Below are 17,201 nucleotides of genomic sequence, written 5' to 3' on the forward strand. Positions count from 1 at the left end.
CATACGACGTGCTACGCGGAACCGGTGTCGGCGTAGGACGTCTCCGCGGCGTGGACGTCGTCGATGCGGTACTTGGCCGCTGCGTCGACGGCCTTCGACTTGTCGATTTCTCCGGAGTCGCCGAGGGCGGTGAGTACGGCGACGACGATGGATTCGGCGTCGACGTTGAATACTCGGCGGGCGGCGGGGCGGGTGTCGGAGAATCCGAATCCGTCGGTGCCGAGGGTGACGTAGTCACCGGGGACCCATTGCCGGATCTGGTCGGGGACCGCGCGCATCCAATCCGAAGCCGCGACGACGGGACCAGCCGCGTCGGCCAGGGCCTGCGTCACGAACGGGACCCGCTTCTCGGCGCCGGGGTTGCGCAGTGCCTCCTGCTCGGCTTCGACGCCGTCGCGACGCAGTTCACCCCACGAGGTGACCGACCAGACACCGGAGCGGACACCCCACTCCTGGTCGAGGAGTTCACGGGCCTTGCGGGCCGCGACGAGGCCGACACCGGAGGCCAGGATCTGCGCTTCGGGACCCTCACCGTCCTGCGGGGCCTCGAAGCGGTAGATGCCCTTGAGGAGGGCGTCGACGTCGAGGTCCTCGGGCTGCGCCGGCTGCTGGTAGGGCTCGTTGTAGAGGGTGATGTAGTAGAAGATGTTCTCCCCACCGAAGCCGTCCACTCCGTCGGTGCCGCCGTACATGCGCCGGAGTCCGTCTTTGACGATGTGTGCGATCTCGTACGAGAACGCCGGGTCGTACGCGACAGCGGCGGGGTTGGTCGACGCCAGCAGCAGCGAGTGGCCGTCGGCGTGCTGGAGGCCTTCTCCGGTGAGGGTGGTGCGGCCGGCGGTGGCGCCGAGGACGAAACCGCGGGCCATTTGGTCGGCTGCGGCCCACAGGCCGTCTCCGGTGCGTTGGAAGCCGAACATCGAGTAGAAGATGTACAGCGGAATCATCGGCTCGCCGTGGGTGGCGTAGGACGTGCCTACGGCGGTGAACGAGGAGGTGGAGCCTGCCTCGTTGATGCCTTCGTGCAGGATCTGCCCGGTCGAGTTCTCCTTGTAGGCGAGCATCAACTCCGAGTCGACGGAGGTGTAGAGCTGGCCGTTGCGGTTGTAGATCTTCAGCGACGGGAACCACGAGTCCATACCGAACGTGCGGGCTTCGTCGGGGATGATCGGCACGATCCGGTGCCCGATTTCCTTGTCGCGCAGCAGCTCTTTCATGACGCGCACGAGGGCCATGGTGGTGGCGACCTCCTGCTTGCCCGAGCCTTTGAGCAGCGTCTTGTAGGTGTCGTCGCCCGGCTGCGGCAGCGGGGCCGGGCTGGTGCGACGCTCGGGGACGAACCCACCGAGGTTCTTGCGCCGGTCGAGCATGTACCGGATCTCCGGCGCGTCGGGGCCGGGGTGGTAGTAGGGGGGCAGGTACGGGTCTTTTTCGAGCTCTTCGTCGGAGATCGGGATGTGCTGCAGGTCCCGGAACTTCTTCAGGTCGTCGAGGGTCAGCTTCTTCATCTGGTGGGTCGCGTTGCGGCCCTCGAAGCTCTTGCCGAGGGTGTAGCCCTTGATGGTGTGGGCGAGGATGACCGTCGGCTGACCCTTGTGGGCCATCGCAGCGGCGTAGGCGGCGTGGACCTTGCGGTAGTCGTGGCCACCGCGCTTGAGATTCCAGATCTCGTCGTCGGACAGGTCTGCGACGAGTTCCTTCGTGCGGGGGTCGCGGCCGAAGAAGTGATCGCGGACGTAGCCGCCGTCGTTGGCCTTGTAGGTCTGGAAGTCACCGTCAGGGGTGACGTTCATGAGGTTGACCAGCGCGCCGTCCTTGTCGGCGTGCAGCAGCGAGTCCCACTCGCGTCCCCAGACGACTTTGATGACGTTCCAGCCGGCGCCGCGGAAGAACGACTCGAGCTCCTGGATGATCTTGCCGTTACCGCGGACGGGGCCGTCGAGGCGTTGGAGGTTGCAGTTGACGACGAAGGTCAGGTTGTCGAGGCCTTCGGTGGCGGCGACGTGCGCCAGGCCGCGGGATTCGGGTTCGTCCATCTCGCCGTCGCCGAGGAATGCCCAGACATGCTGGTCGGCGGTGTCCTTGATGCCGCGGTCGTGCAGGTAGTGGTTGAAACGAGCCTGGTAGATGGCGTTCATCGGGCCCAGGCCCATCGACACCGTCGGGAATTCCCAGAAATCCTGCATCAGGCGTGGGTGCGGGTAGGAGGGGATGCCGCCGCCGGAATCGCTGTGGCTGTACTCCTGACGGAATCCGTCCATGCGTTCGGCGGGGATGCGGCCTTCGAGGAAGGCGCGGGCGTAGATGCCGGGGGAGGCGTGGCCCTGGATGAAGATCTGGTCGCCGCCGCCGGGGTGGTCCTTGCCGCGGAAGAAGTGGTTGAAGCCGACTTCGTAGAGGGCGGCGGAGGAGGCGTAGGTGGAGATGTGGCCGCCGACGCCGACGCCGGGGCGTTGCGCCCGGTGGACCATGATGGCGGCGTTCCAGCGGATCCAGGCGCGGTAGCGACGCTCGACTTCTTCGTCACCGGGGAACCAGGGCTCGTTTTCGGTGGGGATGGTGTTGACGTAGTCCGTCGATGTCAAGGACGGGAGCGCGACGCGGCGCTCGCCGGCGCGTTCGAGCAGCCGGAGCATCAGGTACCGGGCGCGGGCCGGGCCGGAGCGTTCGAGCAAGCCGTCGAAGGACTCGATCCACTCGTCGGTCTCACTACTGTCGATATCGGGCAGGTACGACGCAACACCCTCACGGATGACGCGGACTCTGCCGTCCGAGCCGGTGGGCCCGCTTGTCTTGCCGGCAGCGTGTGTGGTCTGCCGTTCGTCCTTGTTCAGCTCGGACAACGTGTGTACTCCTCAGTGTGGCGGTCGCTCGGTGCGGCGACCGTTCCCTGTATCTCGCACTCTGTGACGGCGAGACACGTTCATCATTTCCGGTGATCCGTATCAATCCTCCTACACATCTTTCCCGGAGGTAGTACGGAGTCCCCTTACCCACGAGTAGAAATTTATGTACGCAATTTCGGCGCGGTCGGCTTGCGGATGCGGCGAAAACCCTGTTCGCTTGCACTACTTCACCCACTATGCAAGGAGGTCACCACCGTGGTCGCCGCGGCGGACGCTCAGAACTACGCTCAGAAGCTTGGAATCACCCGCGACTTGGTCGTTCAGGAACTGGGCTGGGACGAGGACACAGACGACGATCTGCGTGCGGATGTCGAGGAGATCATCGGTGGTGAAACCCTCGACGAGGACTCGGACGAGGTGATCGACGTTGTGCTGCTGTGGTGGCGCGACGGCGACGGTGATCTCGTCGATGCACTGATGGATGCGATCGGCCCCCTGTCGGACGACGGGTTCGTCTGGGTCCTCAGCCCCAAGACCGGACTCCCAGGTCACGTCGAACCCAGCGAAATCGCCGAGTCCGCACCGACCGCAGGTCTGACACAGACCTCTGCAGCGAACTTGGGGGACTGGATCGGCAGTCGGCTCGTGCAGCCCAAGACTCGTGGCAGCAAGCGGTAGACACTTTCGGAACAGGACACACATCTGATGCCACTCGAGGTGGGCGCGCAGGCGCCTGACTTCACTCTCAAGGACCAGAACAACCAGGAAGTGTCACTGGCGTCGTACCGCGGCGTCAAGAACGTACTCCTGGTGTTCTATCCGCTCGCGTTCACCGGCACCTGCCAGGGTGAGTTGTGCAAGGTGCGCGACGAGTTGCCCAAGTACGAGAACGACGACACCGCAGTTCTCGCGGTGTCGGTGGGACCGCCACCGACGCACAAGATCTGGGCAGCCGAGCAGGGATACACCTTCCCTCTCCTGTCCGATTTCTGGCCTCACGGTGCAGTGGCCCAGGCGTACGGCGTCTTCAACGACAACGCAGGCTTCGCGAACCGAGGCACGTTCGTCATCGACAAGGACGGCATCATCCGCTTCGCCGAGATGAAGCAGCCCGGCGAAGCGCGCGATCAAACCCTGTGGGACGACGCGCTGTCCAGCGTCTGACCAGCGGAATTGTAGATATCGGCATGACGCGCTAAGTTTTTCGGTGCGTACCGGCGGCTTCGGCCGCCGGATGCTCGGGCGTATAGCTCAGCGGTAGAGCTCTGGTTTTACACACCAGCGGTCGGGGGTTCGAACCCCTCTGCGCCCACCCTGGTCAAAGGGGTTATTGACGCTGTTTTGACCCGATTGAGAGCGATTTTTCATCACGCTTGGTCACAACTGGTCCGTAACTCACTGTTCGTCAGCCCAAACGATAAGCGTGGCTGGCTCGCCATCAGTCTTGATGTCCAAGTTCACTTGATCGCCCTCAGCCGATCGTCCGATGACGTGGCTAAGCTCGTCAGACTCCCAGTAGTGCGGCACCGGATCGTGCAGGTCGAACGTCGAAATGCCATCCTCGCCGGTGACGGATAGGTCGAGCACCCTTGAGTCTGCGGCTCTCACGAGCTTGGCATGTATTTGTTCGATGTCGTCATTGACCACGTAATACTCTTTGTACTCGCGCTGGCTCATGACGATGTCCTATCACGGTTTGTGACAAGTGCTCCGTAACTCGTCGCAGCAGCGATGAGCGCGAGGGGTTGGTTATGGACGTAGCGAGGCATCGTGAAAGCAGCTGTTGCGTCCCCAAGCCATGCGGAAACCACCGGGATAGGCACGCCGTTGAGGATTATCAACGTCGCGCAGGTGTGTCGTTCGTCGTGCAGGTTGATGACTGGCACTCCAGATCGATCACAGGCAGCTTTCCAGCGGTCTGTGAGGTAGTCGGGGTACACCGGGTCGCCCAACCTGTTCACGAACACATGGCCGCTGTCACGGTATTGGTCACGAGCCTGTGACATTTCCTGTCTCTGGACGGCACGCGCGTGTAAGAGTGATGAGTAGACCGGGTGAGGGATCGGGAGGTCACGCTTTGACCGCTCCGTCTTCGGTTCTCCGATGATCACCTTGCCGTCGACAATCGTGCGCGTTCGGATGATCCGCATAGTGTGCGCTTGTCGATGTGCTTTCACAGAAGGCCGGCTAACTGTTGCTTGCGAAGTCCAACCGAGCCGAGCTGATGCTAAAGACCGTCGCGATCATCCTTCGTGACGTCGAGCACACGCTGTAGCTCTTGAACCGTAAGTGTTGGGCGTTCCTTGCTGTCGACTCGCGGCGTGTCCACATACTGCGCGACGTTGCGATGTCCCTGCTCTACTTCGCTGTCGAGGAGCTGTCTGATTGAGCTGAGGATGTTGCGTCGAGACTGTCCGTTAGAAGGGCGTCGCTTCTGTTTACCTTCGCGGGGTAAGTATCCAGCTTCCAACCGTGCAGTGAGCTCGTCGAGGTGTGTTTTAGTCAAGTCTTGCAGTGAAAGGTCGCCGTAAAGTGTTAGGAGCGGCTTAAGGCGGTTTCGGTGACCAGTGAGGGTAGAAAATTGCCAACTACTGCGTCCGCTCAGCCAACTAGTCATAGCCTCACTTACGGTCGTCGATCGCTTATGGACGTACGTACCCTGGTCGCGCTGATAGACCACCGTCCTAGTTCGCGCCGTGCCTCCTCCTCAGTTCGGAAGCGCTTACGGCTTTGTTTCCGCTTTCCAGCGACGACGCCAGTGTCGATAATTACCTCGTATCTAATGCCGCCAGTGGGCAGGGTTATTTTGTTGAAATTTGGTGGCAGTTGTTGTCTGGGCATCCGTACATTATCCCGGAATCGTTAAAATTCTGCTTTCAGCAGTTCAGGGTTCTCGTAGATGTTGTCGACAATCTCAAATCCCCATCCGCCAAATTTCTTGTAACCGCCGCGCATCTTCAACTTGCAGAGTCATTATCCCATTCTACAGGCTTAGGCTAATAATATGTGTCAAAAATCTCGACGCTTCCGTCGGCCGTCCTTGCCTTCATCGTAAAATCCAGTATGCCATCACTATAGATGTCTATGTCGTGCTCGTCTTTTTGGCCGGTGAAACACCGTCCCTTGACCCGGCTCTGATCTAATTCATTTAAAGTTTCACTGTAGCTCATAAGAACGTCATCCCCCGGCTTGCCGAAGAGTTGTGGATGGCTCAGGTAGACAGTCTGGTTCATGGGGTTCAATGCAAACACATCAACCGTCTTGTTTAGCTCTGGAACGTAAGCTTTAAATTTTATCTGATCTGTCACGAATCCTCCTTGCCGAAATGGAGGCCATCGTTCATAGTAGAGGGAGGCCGGAACCGCAACTTCCGGCTTTAGTGTTTATATGCCCATTATACTCTGATGCTCTTGCTAGATAAACGCCTTTGTAATTAACTGAGTGTATCGCGACAACAATCGTTATTGTGACGCACTAGTTGAAAGTCAGGTGAGAAAAATGGGGTTCAAACAAGTCCGTACCTCCGATATCTCTGGGAAAGAACTTCATGACGACGAAGTCATCAACATCGTCGTTCGAACCCACGGCAAGCTCAGCGAGCCGAAGCAGATCGACGTCGCGGAAGCGGAGATCGCACCGCTCAAGACCACGTCAGGGCTTGCCGAGCTGGAATACCGTCGACCCTATGGAACTTCCACCACGGTATTCACTACAGAGACCGAACTCGACAACGTGGTTCCCCTGAAAGTCCTTCAGGACGCAGACGGGATCCGCGGACGTAGGCGCGGAGTATGGATCGACTGAGCCCTCGCCTCGCCCTAACCGGCTGACATCACTGTCCCTACTACACAACTTAAAAGCCCCTCGTTTCAAAGAGACGAGGGGTGCTTCATTTTCAGCTGTCTGGATCATGTGGGCCGTCGTCATCTCCAGCCAGTCCGGCAAAGAAATCATCTGGCTGTTGACGCATCCAAAGACGCCTACGAATTTCTGCATATTCTTGATCAACCATGCCTAAGGCCTCTCTAGCGAAACCTATGTCTGTGTATCTCGTAAAGCTGTTATCTGAGAGATCGTGTTCATCGGACGGCGGATTGTATCTTTCGGACTCTATCGCACCTTTATAGCCCTGATCCTGCGCCTCGAGGAATTGCTCAACTGAATTATAACTAAAAGTTGCGAGTTCCTCCACGAACTCCGAGTACTCAATGTCTGTTGATGCTTCACGATCAGGGTAGAGATGCCGGAGTACTGCCTTCAGTGATGATCGATCGATCTTGTCACTGGTGGGGCTGCCGGAACTTTCGACGCTTACTGCCTCCTCGTTTTCCGAGTTCCGCGACTGATTATAGATGTTTTGGAGCTGATTGTCCGCGACATAAAACAGTGCGCTTAGCGCGTGAAAATCCCGCAAAATTTCATCGGGTATACTTGCTTCACCTTTGTAGGCCAAATAGTGTGACACGTTTGCCCAGGCATCCATCAGCAACGTGCGGCATTGTATCTCAAACTTCAAACCCTTGATTCCATTATATCGAGCGCCCGAGTCTTTGGCCGATAGCTCGCATACGTAGTGGACCGACATGTAGCCAAATTGATCAGTCTCCGCTGTCTGCAACTTATCTTCGTGTTCGAGTACTTCGAAAGTACTCCGTACGATTGAGTCGATACGTTCCAGATCCTCTTTGAAGAGACACACCACACGGGCACCAACCAAATCCGGAGTTTGACCGAAGGGATCTTCGTAGGCCTTGCGCTCGATCTTGTCAAGGAAGCTGGCTTTGTCCTTGACTCGGTGAGTGACGGAGTGTGTTTTGATCTTCTCCACAATAAGTGCTGATTCAAGTGCAAACTGCACTTCTCCACCGAGGCGGCGCAATGCCTGAACTCCATCGTCAAACTGTGCACCATACTGCTTGCGCCGCGTCGCCTGATCAGCAGCTCCACCATTCGGGTCGGACATGAGGGCATTATGTCAGAGTCAGGCGGCCATATCCGCGTGCATGTAAACACCCCGCACTCCTTCCGGAGCCGGGGCTTTGTGTTCTCGAACGATCAGGCGGCAACGACGCGTACCAGGTTCACCAAGGGACTGCCCCAGGTTTGGTTGACATCTGATCTGTGAGGATCACTCCTCACGGTGGAAGGATGTTCTCCATGCCAAAAGCGTTCCCAGAGGAGTTCCGTCGCGACGTCATCGCTGTTGCGCGCAAGGGCGAAGCCCCGTTGCGCCAGATCGCGAAGGACTTCGGAATCTCGGAGGGCTGCCTGCACCGGTGGCTGAAGATCGCCGACCGCGACGACGGCATCGAACGAGGCTCGACGACATCTACTGGCTCGGACGAGTCCGCCGAGCTGCGAGAGGCCCGCAAGCGGATCAAGCTCCTCGAGCAAGAAGCAGAGGTCATGCGCCGCGCCGTCGCCTACCTGTCCCGGGATGTCAACCCAAAATGATCTACCCGCTGGTCCTCGACCTTGCTGCCGACGGAGTACCCGTCACAGTGACCTGCCGGGTGCTTAATTTTTTACCCAAGCGTTCTACAAATGGAAGAAACAGCCAGTCACACAACGTGATTGGGACGACGCACATCTGATCAACATCGCCCGTGAAATCCATGCCGACGACCCAGCGTTCGGATACCGCTTCATCGCCGACGAACTACCGGACCGCGGCATCACCGCCAGCGAGAACAGAGTCGCACGACTGTGCTCACAGGAACGGCTTTGGTCCGTGTTCTCCAAGAAGCGCGGACTGAACAAGAAAGCCGGCCCGCCTGTCCATGACGACCTCGTCGACCGCCAATTCACCGCCGAGGAACGCAACCAGATCTGGCTGACCGACATCACCGAACACCGCACCGACGAGGGCAAGCTCTACCTCTGCGCGATCAAGGACCTGTACTCGAACAAGATCGTCGGATACTCGATCGACAGCCGTATGAAAGCCTCGCTCGCAGTATCTGCACTGCGAAACGCCGTCGAGCAACGAGATCCGGACGGCACCATCGTCCACTCCGATCGCGGTAGCCAGGGTGGATTCAACTGGTCGTCGCAACACCCTGATCTCGGAGGTGTGCGACGTGGCTACGGCAGACTGGAGCAAGAAGGCGAGCGATGTTCCAGAGGGGGCTCGTCGCCAGTGGCGTGCTGATCGTGCGCTTCGGCCAGCGATGCGATCGCCCGGGCGTCCGGAGCCCTCGCGGGCGGTGCAGCGTCAGTTCTGGCGGTTGATCGCAACCGGCATGAGTACTGCGGAGGCGTCGTTAGCGATCGGCGTGTCGGTCCCGGTTGGGTCGCGGTGGTTCCGCCACGCTGGCGGAATGACGCCATTGAGTCTGGATGAGCCCACCGGCCGCTACCTCTCGTTCGCCGAACGCGAGGAAATCGCATTGCTACGCGCTCAGGACGTCGGTGTGCGTGAGATCGCACGCAGGATCGGCCGCGACCCGGGGACGATCTCACGCGAACTGCGCCGTAACGCAGCAACCCGAAGCGGGAAGCAGGTCTACCGCGCCCTGGTGGCGCAGTGGAAAGCGCAACAGGCTTCCAAGCGTCCGAAGTCCGCAAAACTGTTGGACAACACACAGTTACGTGAATACGTCCAAGAACGGCTAGCTGGCAGCGTACGGCTACCCGACGGCACCGTCGTCGAGGGTCCGCAGACGCCGGCATGGAAGGGGTTGAACAAGCCGCATCGACAGGACCGGAAGTGGTCGACTGCGTGGAGCCCGGAGCAGATTTCGCACCGGTTGAAAATCGACTTCCCGGATGATGAGTCCATGCGTATCAGCCACGAGGCGATCTACCAGTCATTGTTCATCGAGGGCCGCGGCGCCCTCAAGCGTGATCTGGTGACGTATCTGCGTACAGGCCGCGCATTGAGGGAGCCACGCGCTCGGTCGCAGAATAAGCCACAGGGGCATGTCACCGCGGATGTCGTTCTCTCCGAACGTCCAGCCGAAGCTGATGACCGCGCATTCCCTGGGCATTGGGAGGGTGACCTGATCATCGGGACGGGCCGGTCTGCGATCGGCACGCTAGTCGAGCGCAGCAGTCGATGCACGCTCCTCGTGCACCTTCCTCGTCTGGAAGGTTGGGGTGATAACCCGCCAGTGAAAAACGGTCTCTCACTGGGCGGTTACGGCGCTGTGGCGATGAACGCCGCCCTGAAGGAATCGATGGCCGAGCTCCCCGGGCAGCTTCGCAAGACCCTCACGTGGGACCGTGGCAAGGAAATGTCCGGGCATGCCCAGTTCGCGCTCGATACCGGTACCAAGGTGTACTTCGCCGACCCGCACTCACCCTGGCAGCGACCAACGAACGAGAACACGAACGGGATTCTGCGGCAATACTTCCCGAAAGGTACAGATCTGTCCCGTTGGTCCGCCAAGGACCTCGAGGCCGTCGCACTCGCCGTCAACGACCGACCACGCAAGAGCCTCAAATGGCGGACACCAGCCGAAGTCTTTGCCGAGCAGCTAAGCTCACTCCAACAGCCCGGTGTTGCAACGACCGGTTGAACTTGCCCAGTTCCGTTCACGAAAGTTCGTACATGAGCTGTTGCGCAACGGTTTACAGGGTTCGATGGGCCGAGTCGGAGCGTGTGGAGACAATGCTGCGATGGAGTCGTTCTTCGCGCTGCTACAGAAGAACGTGCTTGATAGACAACGTTGGTCCACACGAGAGCAGTTACGGCTGGCGATTGTCACCTGGATCGAACGGACCTACCATCGCAAGCGTCGCCAACGCAGGCTCGGCAAGCTCACCCCAATCGAGTTTGAGACAATCAACCAGTCCGCACACGCGGCCTGATTCACTCAACCCCACGAGTCAACTGAACTCGGGGCAGTCCCCTGGCTTGACTGTTCATGCATAGGTGTTAGGCATGCTAGTCACGCTTGCCGTCTCCAATGAGTATCTGCGGGTTGTGCGCCATGTACTCCCACACAGTCGATCCATCGTTAGTAATGGCGTACGGCAGGAAGACTTGTGCGGTTGTGACCATCTGCGTTTCGATGATCGCAAGCTGTCCCTCGACCCAATCCTTCGTGATGCGCCAGGCAACGCGGAGCGCTTGTTCGGGCGTCTGGTACTTCGGTGAGACTCGCTGCTTCTTGAGCGTCTGCTGGACAGGCTCCCAAGCTGTCGGCAGTCGGAACGAGATCTCCTGGCCATCCGCCATGATGCGGAAGCTCAGCGAAACGATGTTGCCTTCTCTGTCGTAGTTCGCCATGCTCGCGGACGCACCAGCTTTGGCGAGTGCGGCCTGAATTTCCATGATGGTTTTGGTTGGGGAGATGCTGGTTGTGTAGTTAAGGAGCGGCATCAGACTGACCTCCCGCCGAACTTCTCGGCGATCAACCGGTTCAGCTGCTTGACGTCAACAGTCTCTACAAACGTTCGTCGTATCTTCGGCAGCTCGACTCCCTGACTGCGGAGCGATGCAGCCAGGTGATGAACGTGCTGGTCGCTGCAACTGATCTTCCCGGCAATCCAGCTGATGCTGCGTCGATTCTCAACCGCTTCGTTCCATAGACGTACGAACTGTTCGGCCTTAATGCGTGTTTTCATTTGGGTTGTTCCTTACGGACTGCACCGCGTTAATTTTGTCAAGTGTGTTGTTCATCCCGCAACTGTGGAAAAGTCGTCGTTTGGTGCTGACCATGTGGGTGCTTGCACCAAAATGGTGTTTGATGTTCTGGTAACAAGCTTTGACGTATCTCGTACCTCGCGTCAATGTCAAATCCTGTTTGACAAACACCTATGCCTGATGTTCTAACTTAGATTTCAACGTTTGACCTCTGTTGAGCGGGTTCCAGACCTCACGCTTTTGCGACGCACAATCTACGTCTGACGGAGTGCCCTAACGCGAACTATTGTTATCGCCCGTATATTGAAGGAACATTGATATGCTTTCAATGTCTACGAACTCCAGAATTCCATCTAGTTGATCCTGGTCTGCATCGTTCGCTCCAAATTTCCTGCAGATGTAGGCCGCAATCTCATACTGGCCATTTGTTGATAGTAGTGCTGTCATGGTTTTGTTACTCCGTTATAATAAATGTTATCTATGCCTCGCCCACGCCCTTACGACCTAGACGAGCGTCTTGCTTACTGGGAGAGCGGTAACTACCGCTCAGCTCCCGACGTGATGGAGGCCGCAGGTATCCCCGCCGAACATCTCCGCTCAGTGCAGAAGGCGATCAACCGATACTCCGGGCCTCGCCCTAAGCGGCTGCCTCCTATACAGAAAGATCCGCTTCGTCGCCGCGTAATCGCAACGCTCGCTGCCAGTGGGGTTAATGTGCGTCTGTGTACTGCTTGCCTAAAGGCCAGCTACTGGCCGATGTACTTCCGTGAGACCGAGCCCGATGACGACAGCCTGATCTCGCTACGGCTCATCTGTCGTCACTGCAAGCGGGGTGGTGACTTCTAACGTTAGGTCGTCCGCCGTTGCTCGTACACTCAACCGGTGCTCAAGTACGTCGCCCTGCTCTTCCTCGTGGTCATCGTCTGGAAGACCGTGTCCGAGATTCGGAGCGACTGGCGCAGCTCGTGGGTGCGGAAGCTGCATCGCAGGGGACTGCTGGTTCCGCTGATCGGTGTGATCTTGGCACTTGGGGTTGTCTACCTAGTTAACAAGTACGGTTGGATGCTCGAAGCGCTATGGGCGGGGATGACTGGTGGAGCGTAGCGGCTAAGCCGCTGATTTTTTTAGCGCCCTTGTTCTTGAGCTTGTACTCGTCATGCGCTTCTAGGATGTCGGCCATATGGACGCTAACCTCCCCTATAATGAGTAGCTAAAATGTTGGCTGCTTACCTGCTCTTGGGAGGGTCTGTTTGCGTTGGTTTCTCCCCAGTATGGATTGCTCTCATAGGTTTGGCATGTGCAAGATGTTTGCGCGCAGCGGCGACAATATCGCTTCGTTTGGTGTTGACATATTTCTTATAGAGTTCAACTTCGGATATATCGACGGGTTGTTTGTCCATGAGTGCGCTGAATGAATCGGCGAGTTTGCCGTGATACACGCCAGATGCCTCATAGAGGTCTTCTACTAGCTTCCACACATCGTCTTGGTCTACAACGATCAGACTTTCCGTGAACGACATCTCTACCTCCATCAGAAAAGGTGCCATGTCTAAATAAAAGTCTCTAGCCTGCTGCCGCGCCGAAACGACGGCGTCTTGAGCGATCTTGAGCATCGTGTTGTCGTTTCCGGTCGTCCGCTCCACCTCCAACTGCGTAAGAGTGTGCTCGACGAGAGTCAACGAGGCTAGGTATTTCGCGCTGGGGACGGCAAGGGCAGTGAGGGCGTCCCATACCGGCTTAAGTGATTGTATTTGCCGGATCTCGCTTCGTTCTTGAGCCTGTTCTGTGTGCCGTCTTTCTGCATCTTCACGGTTGCGATCCGCCTCCTTTTTTGCCTCACGGGACTGATAGAGCGAAAGAGTGACCGCACCCGCCGTCAACAACCCACCGAACCACGCGGCCACCGGGCCCCACTGCTCTGCTGACCAGCCCTGGTCGTAGTAGTTCCCGATGATGCTGAGTACGATGAGCGACAGGATGAGCACCGTGCAGAAGATGCTGAACCCCATACTGGCGCGCAACTTGTCGAGTACTCGCTTGTGGAGTGGGCGCTTCACCGGGACGTCAGGCTTCTTGGTCACGGAGGTATTGAATCAGGCGAGCGGTAGCTAGACGCCTAGGCCTATCGGCACTCATTCAAACGGATGAATGCATCTGAGGGGCATACGGTCTCTGTCGCTCTCTCTACTTACTATCTACTCATGACACCGTTTGGCATGCAGGTAGTAGTAGGTATCGTGGCTATTCTGTCGTTCCTACTGGGCGTTTACAATTTCTGGTATGCGAAGAAGGCCCCGGTACGTGAGCGTCAGCGTGAGCTGGAGGATCAGGTGCGAGTTGAGCTGGAGGATCTAAGCGCGGCCTATCAGCGGGCGTTGACCGCCATACGCAACGGTCGCTTCGAGGACTCCGCGGTTCCCGATACCGTCAACCAGGGCAAGAGTTCGTTGAAGTCCCTCGCAGGCCGGCTAGCCGATGTCGGTTTAAGAATAAAGCTAACCCATGTCGCGGACTGGACGTCGATTGTGGCTGGGCAGTGGTTCGATGTTGCTCTGCACAACGAGTACCCGAAGCAGCGGACAGACAAGCAAGCTGCAGCGGCAGAGGCCAAGTTGCTCGAACTGCTGAAGGAACAATCCCCGAAGGTGACAGAGATCCTTCGAATACTTGATGACAAAGACCGCGGCGGAACCGATCGAGGGTATATTCCATAGTAACTGTGGATAACTCCAGCTATTTAAATGCTAAGTCCTATTGACTTTATAACCCAATTGGCTAATAATCATTTGTAAAAGTTAAACAAGGAATCAAGCGTATTAAACACAGGAATAATACTAAGATTGATGGACTAGGAATCTTGCGTGCTCTTATAGCGGCAGCGTTTGTAGTCGTAGTAATCCTTTGGGCAGGGGCGTGGCTATGATCTCCCTCAACCCCCTCAAACACAGCCGTCGTATGCAGGTCATCGTGGCCGCTAGTGTCCTGGTCGTCAGCACGTCCTCTGTACTCGCCTTTAACGGCCTCTCACTCATCATCGCGTTCAACGTCATGCTTAGGGGCGCTTCTAGGGCCTTGCGGATCGCAGAACGACCTTCCGTTAGGTACAGGTTCTTTGCGAGCTGCTGAGGGATCGTAGAGCCGCCCTCAGGCTCAAGACCAGCCATGTGTTGCTGTGCCGTGTCGATGAACTTGTCGATGTTGAACGCCAGCACCCGGTCCCCAAAGTCCACGTCCTCCAACACAATTGCCGCAGCGAGGGCGTTAAGGCTCATGTGATCGATGTCCACCCACTCGTGCACAATCGGCTGGTTCTCGTTTGCTTCCATGAAGGCTGTCTCGTAGTTGTTCATCCACCAGTGCGGCATGACGGCAATCGTGCACAGCAGGAGCACCACGACGATGGCGAACACCAGGAAGCCGAGCGTGAAGGCAACTAGATACCCGGTCATCCACAACGTGCGAAGGATGACGTCGAAGATGATGAACTCGATGAGCAGATACAGCCGTTCGTTCGGCGGGTCAGACTTCCGATCTGGTGGTTCTGGCGATTCGGCCGGCTTCAGATCAGGCAGATCGTAGGTAGGGGTCAACTCATCTGATTCGCGCATGGCAGGACTCCGGTGCTGGGAAGGGAGGCCAGCCACGATGCGGGCGGGTCGTACCTACAGATTGTCCCGTGCGAATTTCAAACGTGCAAGGTGGTTCGTTTTGTTCCGTCAACACGACACGCCGTGTGGCGCAACGAGTGTCCTGGTTCTAAGACGGCAAGCTGTGCGGGTTTAAGTCCAGCGTTCAACCAGGTACCAAACACAGAGCCCTGTCAACGACGATGCCTACTGCGAGGACAACCAGAACTGCCTTCAACGCCCACTTATCGAGCTTCTTTTGCGTCGTGTTCGTGACGTCGTAGAGCTGGTACAAGGAGACACCCACCGTGATGACCCCGACGACGAAGAGCAGGCATACAAGGAACGTCACGAAACCCATCAAGCGACAGTAGACGACCGAACGGTTTGGAATCTGAGGGAGGGCAGGACCGGCGCTTCCCAGTTAGGCAACCAGGGGAGTGGTTGTCCACCGAACCTGCCGAACGAGACGCTACCACGGAGTCGAACGCGTGTGCGAACATTGCTAAATGGCTCGCTCGACGTTCAACCCCATCAAGTTCGTGAACCCACCCGAGAAGGTGCAGGTGGATCTGACAGCGCTGTTTCCATCTTCGCCGCATCACAAGGTGGCGCACCGGGCGCAGGGGCTACGAGTGTGCGAGGTCGTTGAGGGAGAGCTGAGTCGAATCGGCCTCACCGTCGAAGGCGAAACGCTGCTCTACGTGACGTACAAGCTGGAGTTCAACCGCGATAAGGCACCGCAGTCGCAGTGGGTACCCGCGTGGGTAGTTAGGCCTGCTGCTCAGCCAGAAAACTAAGACCCTCGGTGATCGGTTCCTGGGGCTCTGGTCCGTAGAAGGCCAGCACAAGTCCGACCATGACCATTATGGCAATCACGAGTGCTCCGAGTGCGAACAAAGATCGATTGAACTCCCAGGCCTCGCGTCGACCCTGATATGAACCGATCTCTTTGTCCTCTTTGCGCGCGAGAGCTTCGAAGTGCTTAGCTGCCCGTTCATCGATTCCGGCATCGACCTTGCGATAGACACAAACGAGGACGGCACTTACGGCTGTGACCACGCCGATCCAGAACAACGCCGCTGTCTCGGGCCGCCTTGCATACCCCAGGAGGAGTGCTCCAACGTAGACAAACACGCTAGATATCAGGATTGAGAGTGTCCTGGTGGCGATATCCCTGTAGAAGCTTTCGTCTCGACCCCACTTCTTCAGGTATTTCAGAGGATCGCGATGTTGGGGTCTTTCGCTGTTCATGCGCAGATTGTACAGTCACAAGTTCGCGACTAGAGCGGTCGTTCGAAGAAGTCGTTGATGATAGCTTCGGCTGTCTTGAGGTAGGGGGTCAAGGTTGCTTTAGCGGTAAGAGGGATGTTTATGTGGTTGTTTTCTTTAATGATCATATTTGACGAGAGCAACAGCCTCTTCAAATCCCGTCAGTGGGCAGCATCCTTAGTCGATCGATGAGATCGACGCCGATGCAGAACGAGCCGCAGGCTTTGACGTTGCATGGGAGGGTGTCGACCGTTCGTCGCGTGCATTGCTATACGGGCTAGTGATTGCTGACATCGCCATCGCCAAGGACAAGAACGAGCGCGTCGAACTGCCAGATCAAGCGACATGGCTCATCAACGAAGCCAACGAGAACGAGTACGGCATCGACAACACGGCAGTGGACGCCGTAGGTCTCGGAGCAGGCCTCGTTGGTGACTTGGTGACAGAAGGGCTGCACCCATACGAGTTCATGAGCGGATCTGCCCCAGACCCAGCTATCAGGCTACCGGGTGTCGCAGACATACCGCTGCACTTCAACAACCTCCGCTCGCAGATGATCTACCTGTACTCACGTGGCGTGGAACTCGGAATCATCAAGCATTTCAAGGGATGTCCGTACCTGAAGGAGCTACAGAAGGAAGCGACGTACCACAACTTTGACATCACGGACAAAGTGCTGAAGGTCGAGGGCAAGGAACAGATCAAGAAACGCCTCGGTGTCAGCCCTGACATCTTCGACTCAGTGATCATGCCGCTCTACGTTGCACTGCGTCCGGTTGAGTCGTTCCCAGACCATGGTGGCGGCGAAAGTGCAAGCGGCACAATATTTTCAGGATTGATCGGTTCATCATTCTGACTTACATTAGG

At 57.6% G+C, this 17,201-nt stretch carries 19 protein-coding genes, 1 tRNA gene and 2 pseudogenes; 11 read left to right on the top strand and 11 right to left on the bottom strand.

Translation table 11 applies throughout. The annotated features are described in order from the left end of the window. Positions 1-11: 11 nt before the first annotated feature. Positions 12-2,843 (bottom strand): pyruvate dehydrogenase (acetyl-transferring), homodimeric type, encoded by a 2,832-nt coding sequence (aceE, locus tag CHB96_RS26110; protein WP_089251819.1) that lies wholly within the window; start codon positions 2,841-2,843, stop codon positions 12-14. Positions 2,844-3,101: 258 nt separating this feature from the next. On the opposite strand from aceE, the gene CHB96_RS26115 reads away from it, so the two are divergent. The 3 genes from CHB96_RS26115 to CHB96_RS26125 all read left to right on the top strand — a co-directional run bounded on the left by CHB96_RS26115 (position 3,102) and on the right by CHB96_RS26125 (position 4,158). Beyond that, the gene (locus CHB96_RS26115) at positions 3,102-3,524 is read left to right on the top strand and encodes a DUF3052 domain-containing protein (RefSeq protein WP_089251821.1); all 423 of its coding nucleotides are present in this window, start codon (positions 3,102-3,104) and stop codon (positions 3,522-3,524) included. A gap of 27 nt (positions 3,525-3,551) precedes the next feature. Then, complete coding sequence (locus CHB96_RS26120; RefSeq protein ID WP_089251823.1) at positions 3,552-4,010, top strand: peroxiredoxin; 459 nt, start codon at positions 3,552-3,554, stop codon at positions 4,008-4,010. A 76-nt stretch (positions 4,011-4,086) separates the two neighbouring features. Continuing rightward, positions 4,087-4,158: transfer RNA gene (locus CHB96_RS26125), tRNA-Val, on the top strand. A gap of 83 nt (positions 4,159-4,241) precedes the next feature. On the opposite strand, the gene CHB96_RS26130 is transcribed toward CHB96_RS26125, so the two are convergent. The 3 genes from CHB96_RS26130 to CHB96_RS26140 all read right to left on the bottom strand — a co-directional run bounded on the left by CHB96_RS26130 (position 4,242) and on the right by CHB96_RS26140 (position 6,154). Then, positions 4,242-4,523 (bottom strand): hypothetical protein, encoded by a 282-nt coding sequence (locus tag CHB96_RS26130; protein WP_089251825.1) that lies wholly within the window; start codon positions 4,521-4,523, stop codon positions 4,242-4,244. Beyond that, the gene (locus tag CHB96_RS30460) at positions 4,520-4,996 is read right to left on the bottom strand and encodes a tyrosine-type recombinase/integrase (RefSeq protein WP_089251827.1); all 477 of its coding nucleotides are present in this window, start codon (positions 4,994-4,996) and stop codon (positions 4,520-4,522) included. Before CHB96_RS30460 ends, CHB96_RS26130 begins: the two co-directional genes overlap by 4 nt. Positions 4,997-5,842: 846 nt before the next feature. Next, a complete protein-coding gene (locus CHB96_RS26140) occupies positions 5,843-6,154 on the bottom strand; it encodes a hypothetical protein (RefSeq protein ID WP_089251829.1) in 312 nt (103 codons plus the stop codon). A 133-nt stretch (positions 6,155-6,287) separates the two neighbouring features. Here CHB96_RS26140 and CHB96_RS26145 point away from each other — a divergent pair, with 133 nt between their 5' ends. Then, positions 6,288-6,650, top strand: a complete 363-nt coding sequence (locus tag CHB96_RS26145) for a hypothetical protein (protein WP_141136562.1) — start codon at positions 6,288-6,290, stop codon at positions 6,648-6,650. Positions 6,651-6,741: 91 nt separating this feature from the next. On the opposite strand, the gene CHB96_RS26150 is transcribed toward CHB96_RS26145, so the two are convergent. Next, positions 6,742-7,809: a GTP pyrophosphokinase gene (locus tag CHB96_RS26150; protein WP_089251833.1), complete on the bottom strand. Its 1,068-nt coding sequence runs from the start codon at positions 7,807-7,809 to the stop codon at positions 6,742-6,744. A gap of 194 nt (positions 7,810-8,003) precedes the next feature. Here CHB96_RS26150 and CHB96_RS26155 point away from each other — a divergent pair. From CHB96_RS26155 to CHB96_RS26165, 3 genes and pseudogenes are all read left to right on the top strand, one after another. Further along, positions 8,004-8,877 (top strand): annotated as a pseudogene (locus CHB96_RS26155) (IS3 family transposase); the annotation flags it as partial. A gap of 139 nt (positions 8,878-9,016) precedes the next feature. Continuing rightward, the gene (locus CHB96_RS26160; RefSeq protein WP_245866216.1) at positions 9,017-10,366 is read left to right on the top strand and encodes an IS30 family transposase; all 1,350 of its coding nucleotides are present in this window, start codon (positions 9,017-9,019) and stop codon (positions 10,364-10,366) included. Positions 10,367-10,370: 4 nt separating this feature from the next. Further along, positions 10,371-10,658: pseudogene (locus CHB96_RS26165) on the top strand (integrase core domain-containing protein); the annotation flags it as partial. A 76-nt stretch (positions 10,659-10,734) separates the two neighbouring features. Here CHB96_RS26165 and CHB96_RS26170 read toward each other — a convergent pair. Further along, entirely contained in the window at positions 10,735-11,172 is a 438-nt protein-coding gene (locus tag CHB96_RS26170; RefSeq protein ID WP_089251837.1) for a hypothetical protein, read from the bottom strand. Further along, a complete protein-coding gene (locus CHB96_RS26175) occupies positions 11,172-11,417 on the bottom strand; it encodes a hypothetical protein (protein WP_089251839.1) in 246 nt (81 codons plus the stop codon). Before CHB96_RS26175 ends, CHB96_RS26170 begins: the two co-directional genes overlap by 1 nt. Before the next feature lie 901 nt (positions 11,418-12,318). On the opposite strand from CHB96_RS26175, the gene CHB96_RS26180 reads away from it, so the two are divergent. Next, positions 12,319-12,540 (top strand): hypothetical protein, encoded by a 222-nt coding sequence (locus CHB96_RS26180; protein ID WP_089251841.1) that lies wholly within the window; start codon positions 12,319-12,321, stop codon positions 12,538-12,540. 122 nt (positions 12,541-12,662) lie between these two features. Here CHB96_RS26180 and CHB96_RS26185 read toward each other — a convergent pair whose 3' ends face one another. Beyond that, positions 12,663-13,517: a hypothetical protein gene (locus CHB96_RS26185; protein WP_141136563.1), complete on the bottom strand. Its 855-nt coding sequence runs from the start codon at positions 13,515-13,517 to the stop codon at positions 12,663-12,665. A 120-nt stretch (positions 13,518-13,637) separates the two neighbouring features. On the opposite strand from CHB96_RS26185, the gene CHB96_RS26190 reads away from it, so the two are divergent. Continuing rightward, positions 13,638-14,150 carry a hypothetical protein gene (locus CHB96_RS26190; RefSeq protein WP_141136564.1) on the top strand — a complete coding sequence of 171 codons (513 nt, stop codon included), beginning with the start codon at positions 13,638-13,640 and terminating at the stop codon, positions 14,148-14,150. Between the two features lie 153 nt (positions 14,151-14,303). On the opposite strand, the gene CHB96_RS26195 is transcribed toward CHB96_RS26190, so the two are convergent. Continuing rightward, positions 14,304-15,044, bottom strand: a complete 741-nt coding sequence (locus tag CHB96_RS26195) for a transglycosylase domain-containing protein (protein WP_089251847.1) — start codon at positions 15,042-15,044, stop codon at positions 14,304-14,306. Positions 15,045-15,228: 184 nt separating this feature from the next. Next, positions 15,229-15,423 (bottom strand): hypothetical protein, encoded by a 195-nt coding sequence (locus tag CHB96_RS26200; RefSeq protein ID WP_089251849.1) that lies wholly within the window; start codon positions 15,421-15,423, stop codon positions 15,229-15,231. Positions 15,424-15,571: 148 nt separating this feature from the next. Here CHB96_RS26200 and CHB96_RS26205 point away from each other — a divergent pair, with 148 nt between their 5' ends. Continuing rightward, positions 15,572-15,862: a hypothetical protein gene (locus CHB96_RS26205; RefSeq protein ID WP_089251851.1), complete on the top strand. Its 291-nt coding sequence runs from the start codon at positions 15,572-15,574 to the stop codon at positions 15,860-15,862. On the opposite strand, the gene CHB96_RS26210 is transcribed toward CHB96_RS26205, so the two are convergent. Then, positions 15,834-16,316, bottom strand: coding sequence for a hypothetical protein (locus tag CHB96_RS26210; RefSeq protein WP_089251853.1), 483 nt, complete (start codon positions 16,314-16,316; stop codon positions 15,834-15,836). The two genes, CHB96_RS26205 and CHB96_RS26210, sit on opposite strands and share 29 nt — an antisense overlap. A gap of 298 nt (positions 16,317-16,614) precedes the next feature. Here CHB96_RS26210 and CHB96_RS26215 point away from each other — a divergent pair, with 298 nt between their 5' ends. After that, positions 16,615-17,190, top strand: coding sequence for a hypothetical protein (locus tag CHB96_RS26215; protein ID WP_089251855.1), 576 nt, complete (start codon positions 16,615-16,617; stop codon positions 17,188-17,190). Positions 17,191-17,201 lie beyond the last annotated feature (11 nt).

The sequence above is a fragment of the Rhodococcoides kyotonense genome (assembly GCF_900188125.1).
GTDB classification, from domain to species: Bacteria; Actinomycetota; Actinomycetes; order Mycobacteriales; family Mycobacteriaceae; genus Rhodococcoides; species Rhodococcoides kyotonense.

What these genes read in the sequence shown, in the direction of transcription:
- CHB96_RS26120 (WP_089251823.1), top strand. Translation starts at nt 3,552, where the DNA reads ATGCCACTCGAGGTGGGCGCGCAGGCGCCTGACTTCACTCTCAAGGAC.
- CHB96_RS26130 (WP_089251825.1), bottom strand. Translation starts at nt 4,523, where the DNA reads ATGAGCCAGCGCGAGTACAAAGAGTATTACGTGGTCAATGACGACATC.
- CHB96_RS30460 (WP_089251827.1), bottom strand. Translation starts at nt 4,996, where the DNA reads ATGCGGATCATCCGAACGCGCACGATTGTCGACGGCAAGGTGATCATC.
- CHB96_RS26150 (WP_089251833.1), bottom strand. Translation starts at nt 7,809, where the DNA reads ATGTCCGACCCGAATGGTGGAGCTGCTGATCAGGCGACGCGGCGCAAG.
- CHB96_RS26160 (WP_245866216.1), top strand. Translation starts at nt 9,017, where the DNA reads ATGCGATCGCCCGGGCGTCCGGAGCCCTCGCGGGCGGTGCAGCGTCAG.
- CHB96_RS26170 (WP_089251837.1), bottom strand. Translation starts at nt 11,172, where the DNA reads ATGCCGCTCCTTAACTACACAACCAGCATCTCCCCAACCAAAACCATC.
- CHB96_RS26175 (WP_089251839.1), bottom strand. Translation starts at nt 11,417, where the DNA reads ATGAAAACACGCATTAAGGCCGAACAGTTCGTACGTCTATGGAACGAA.
- CHB96_RS26190 (WP_141136564.1), top strand. Translation starts at nt 13,638, where the DNA reads ATGACACCGTTTGGCATGCAGGTAGTAGTAGGTATCGTGGCTATTCTG.
- CHB96_RS26195 (WP_089251847.1), bottom strand. Translation starts at nt 15,044, where the DNA reads ATGCGCGAATCAGATGAGTTGACCCCTACCTACGATCTGCCTGATCTG.
- CHB96_RS26200 (WP_089251849.1), bottom strand. Translation starts at nt 15,423, where the DNA reads ATGGGTTTCGTGACGTTCCTTGTATGCCTGCTCTTCGTCGTCGGGGTC.
- CHB96_RS26205 (WP_089251851.1), top strand. Translation starts at nt 15,572, where the DNA reads ATGGCTCGCTCGACGTTCAACCCCATCAAGTTCGTGAACCCACCCGAG.
- CHB96_RS26210 (WP_089251853.1), bottom strand. Translation starts at nt 16,316, where the DNA reads ATGAACAGCGAAAGACCCCAACATCGCGATCCTCTGAAATACCTGAAG.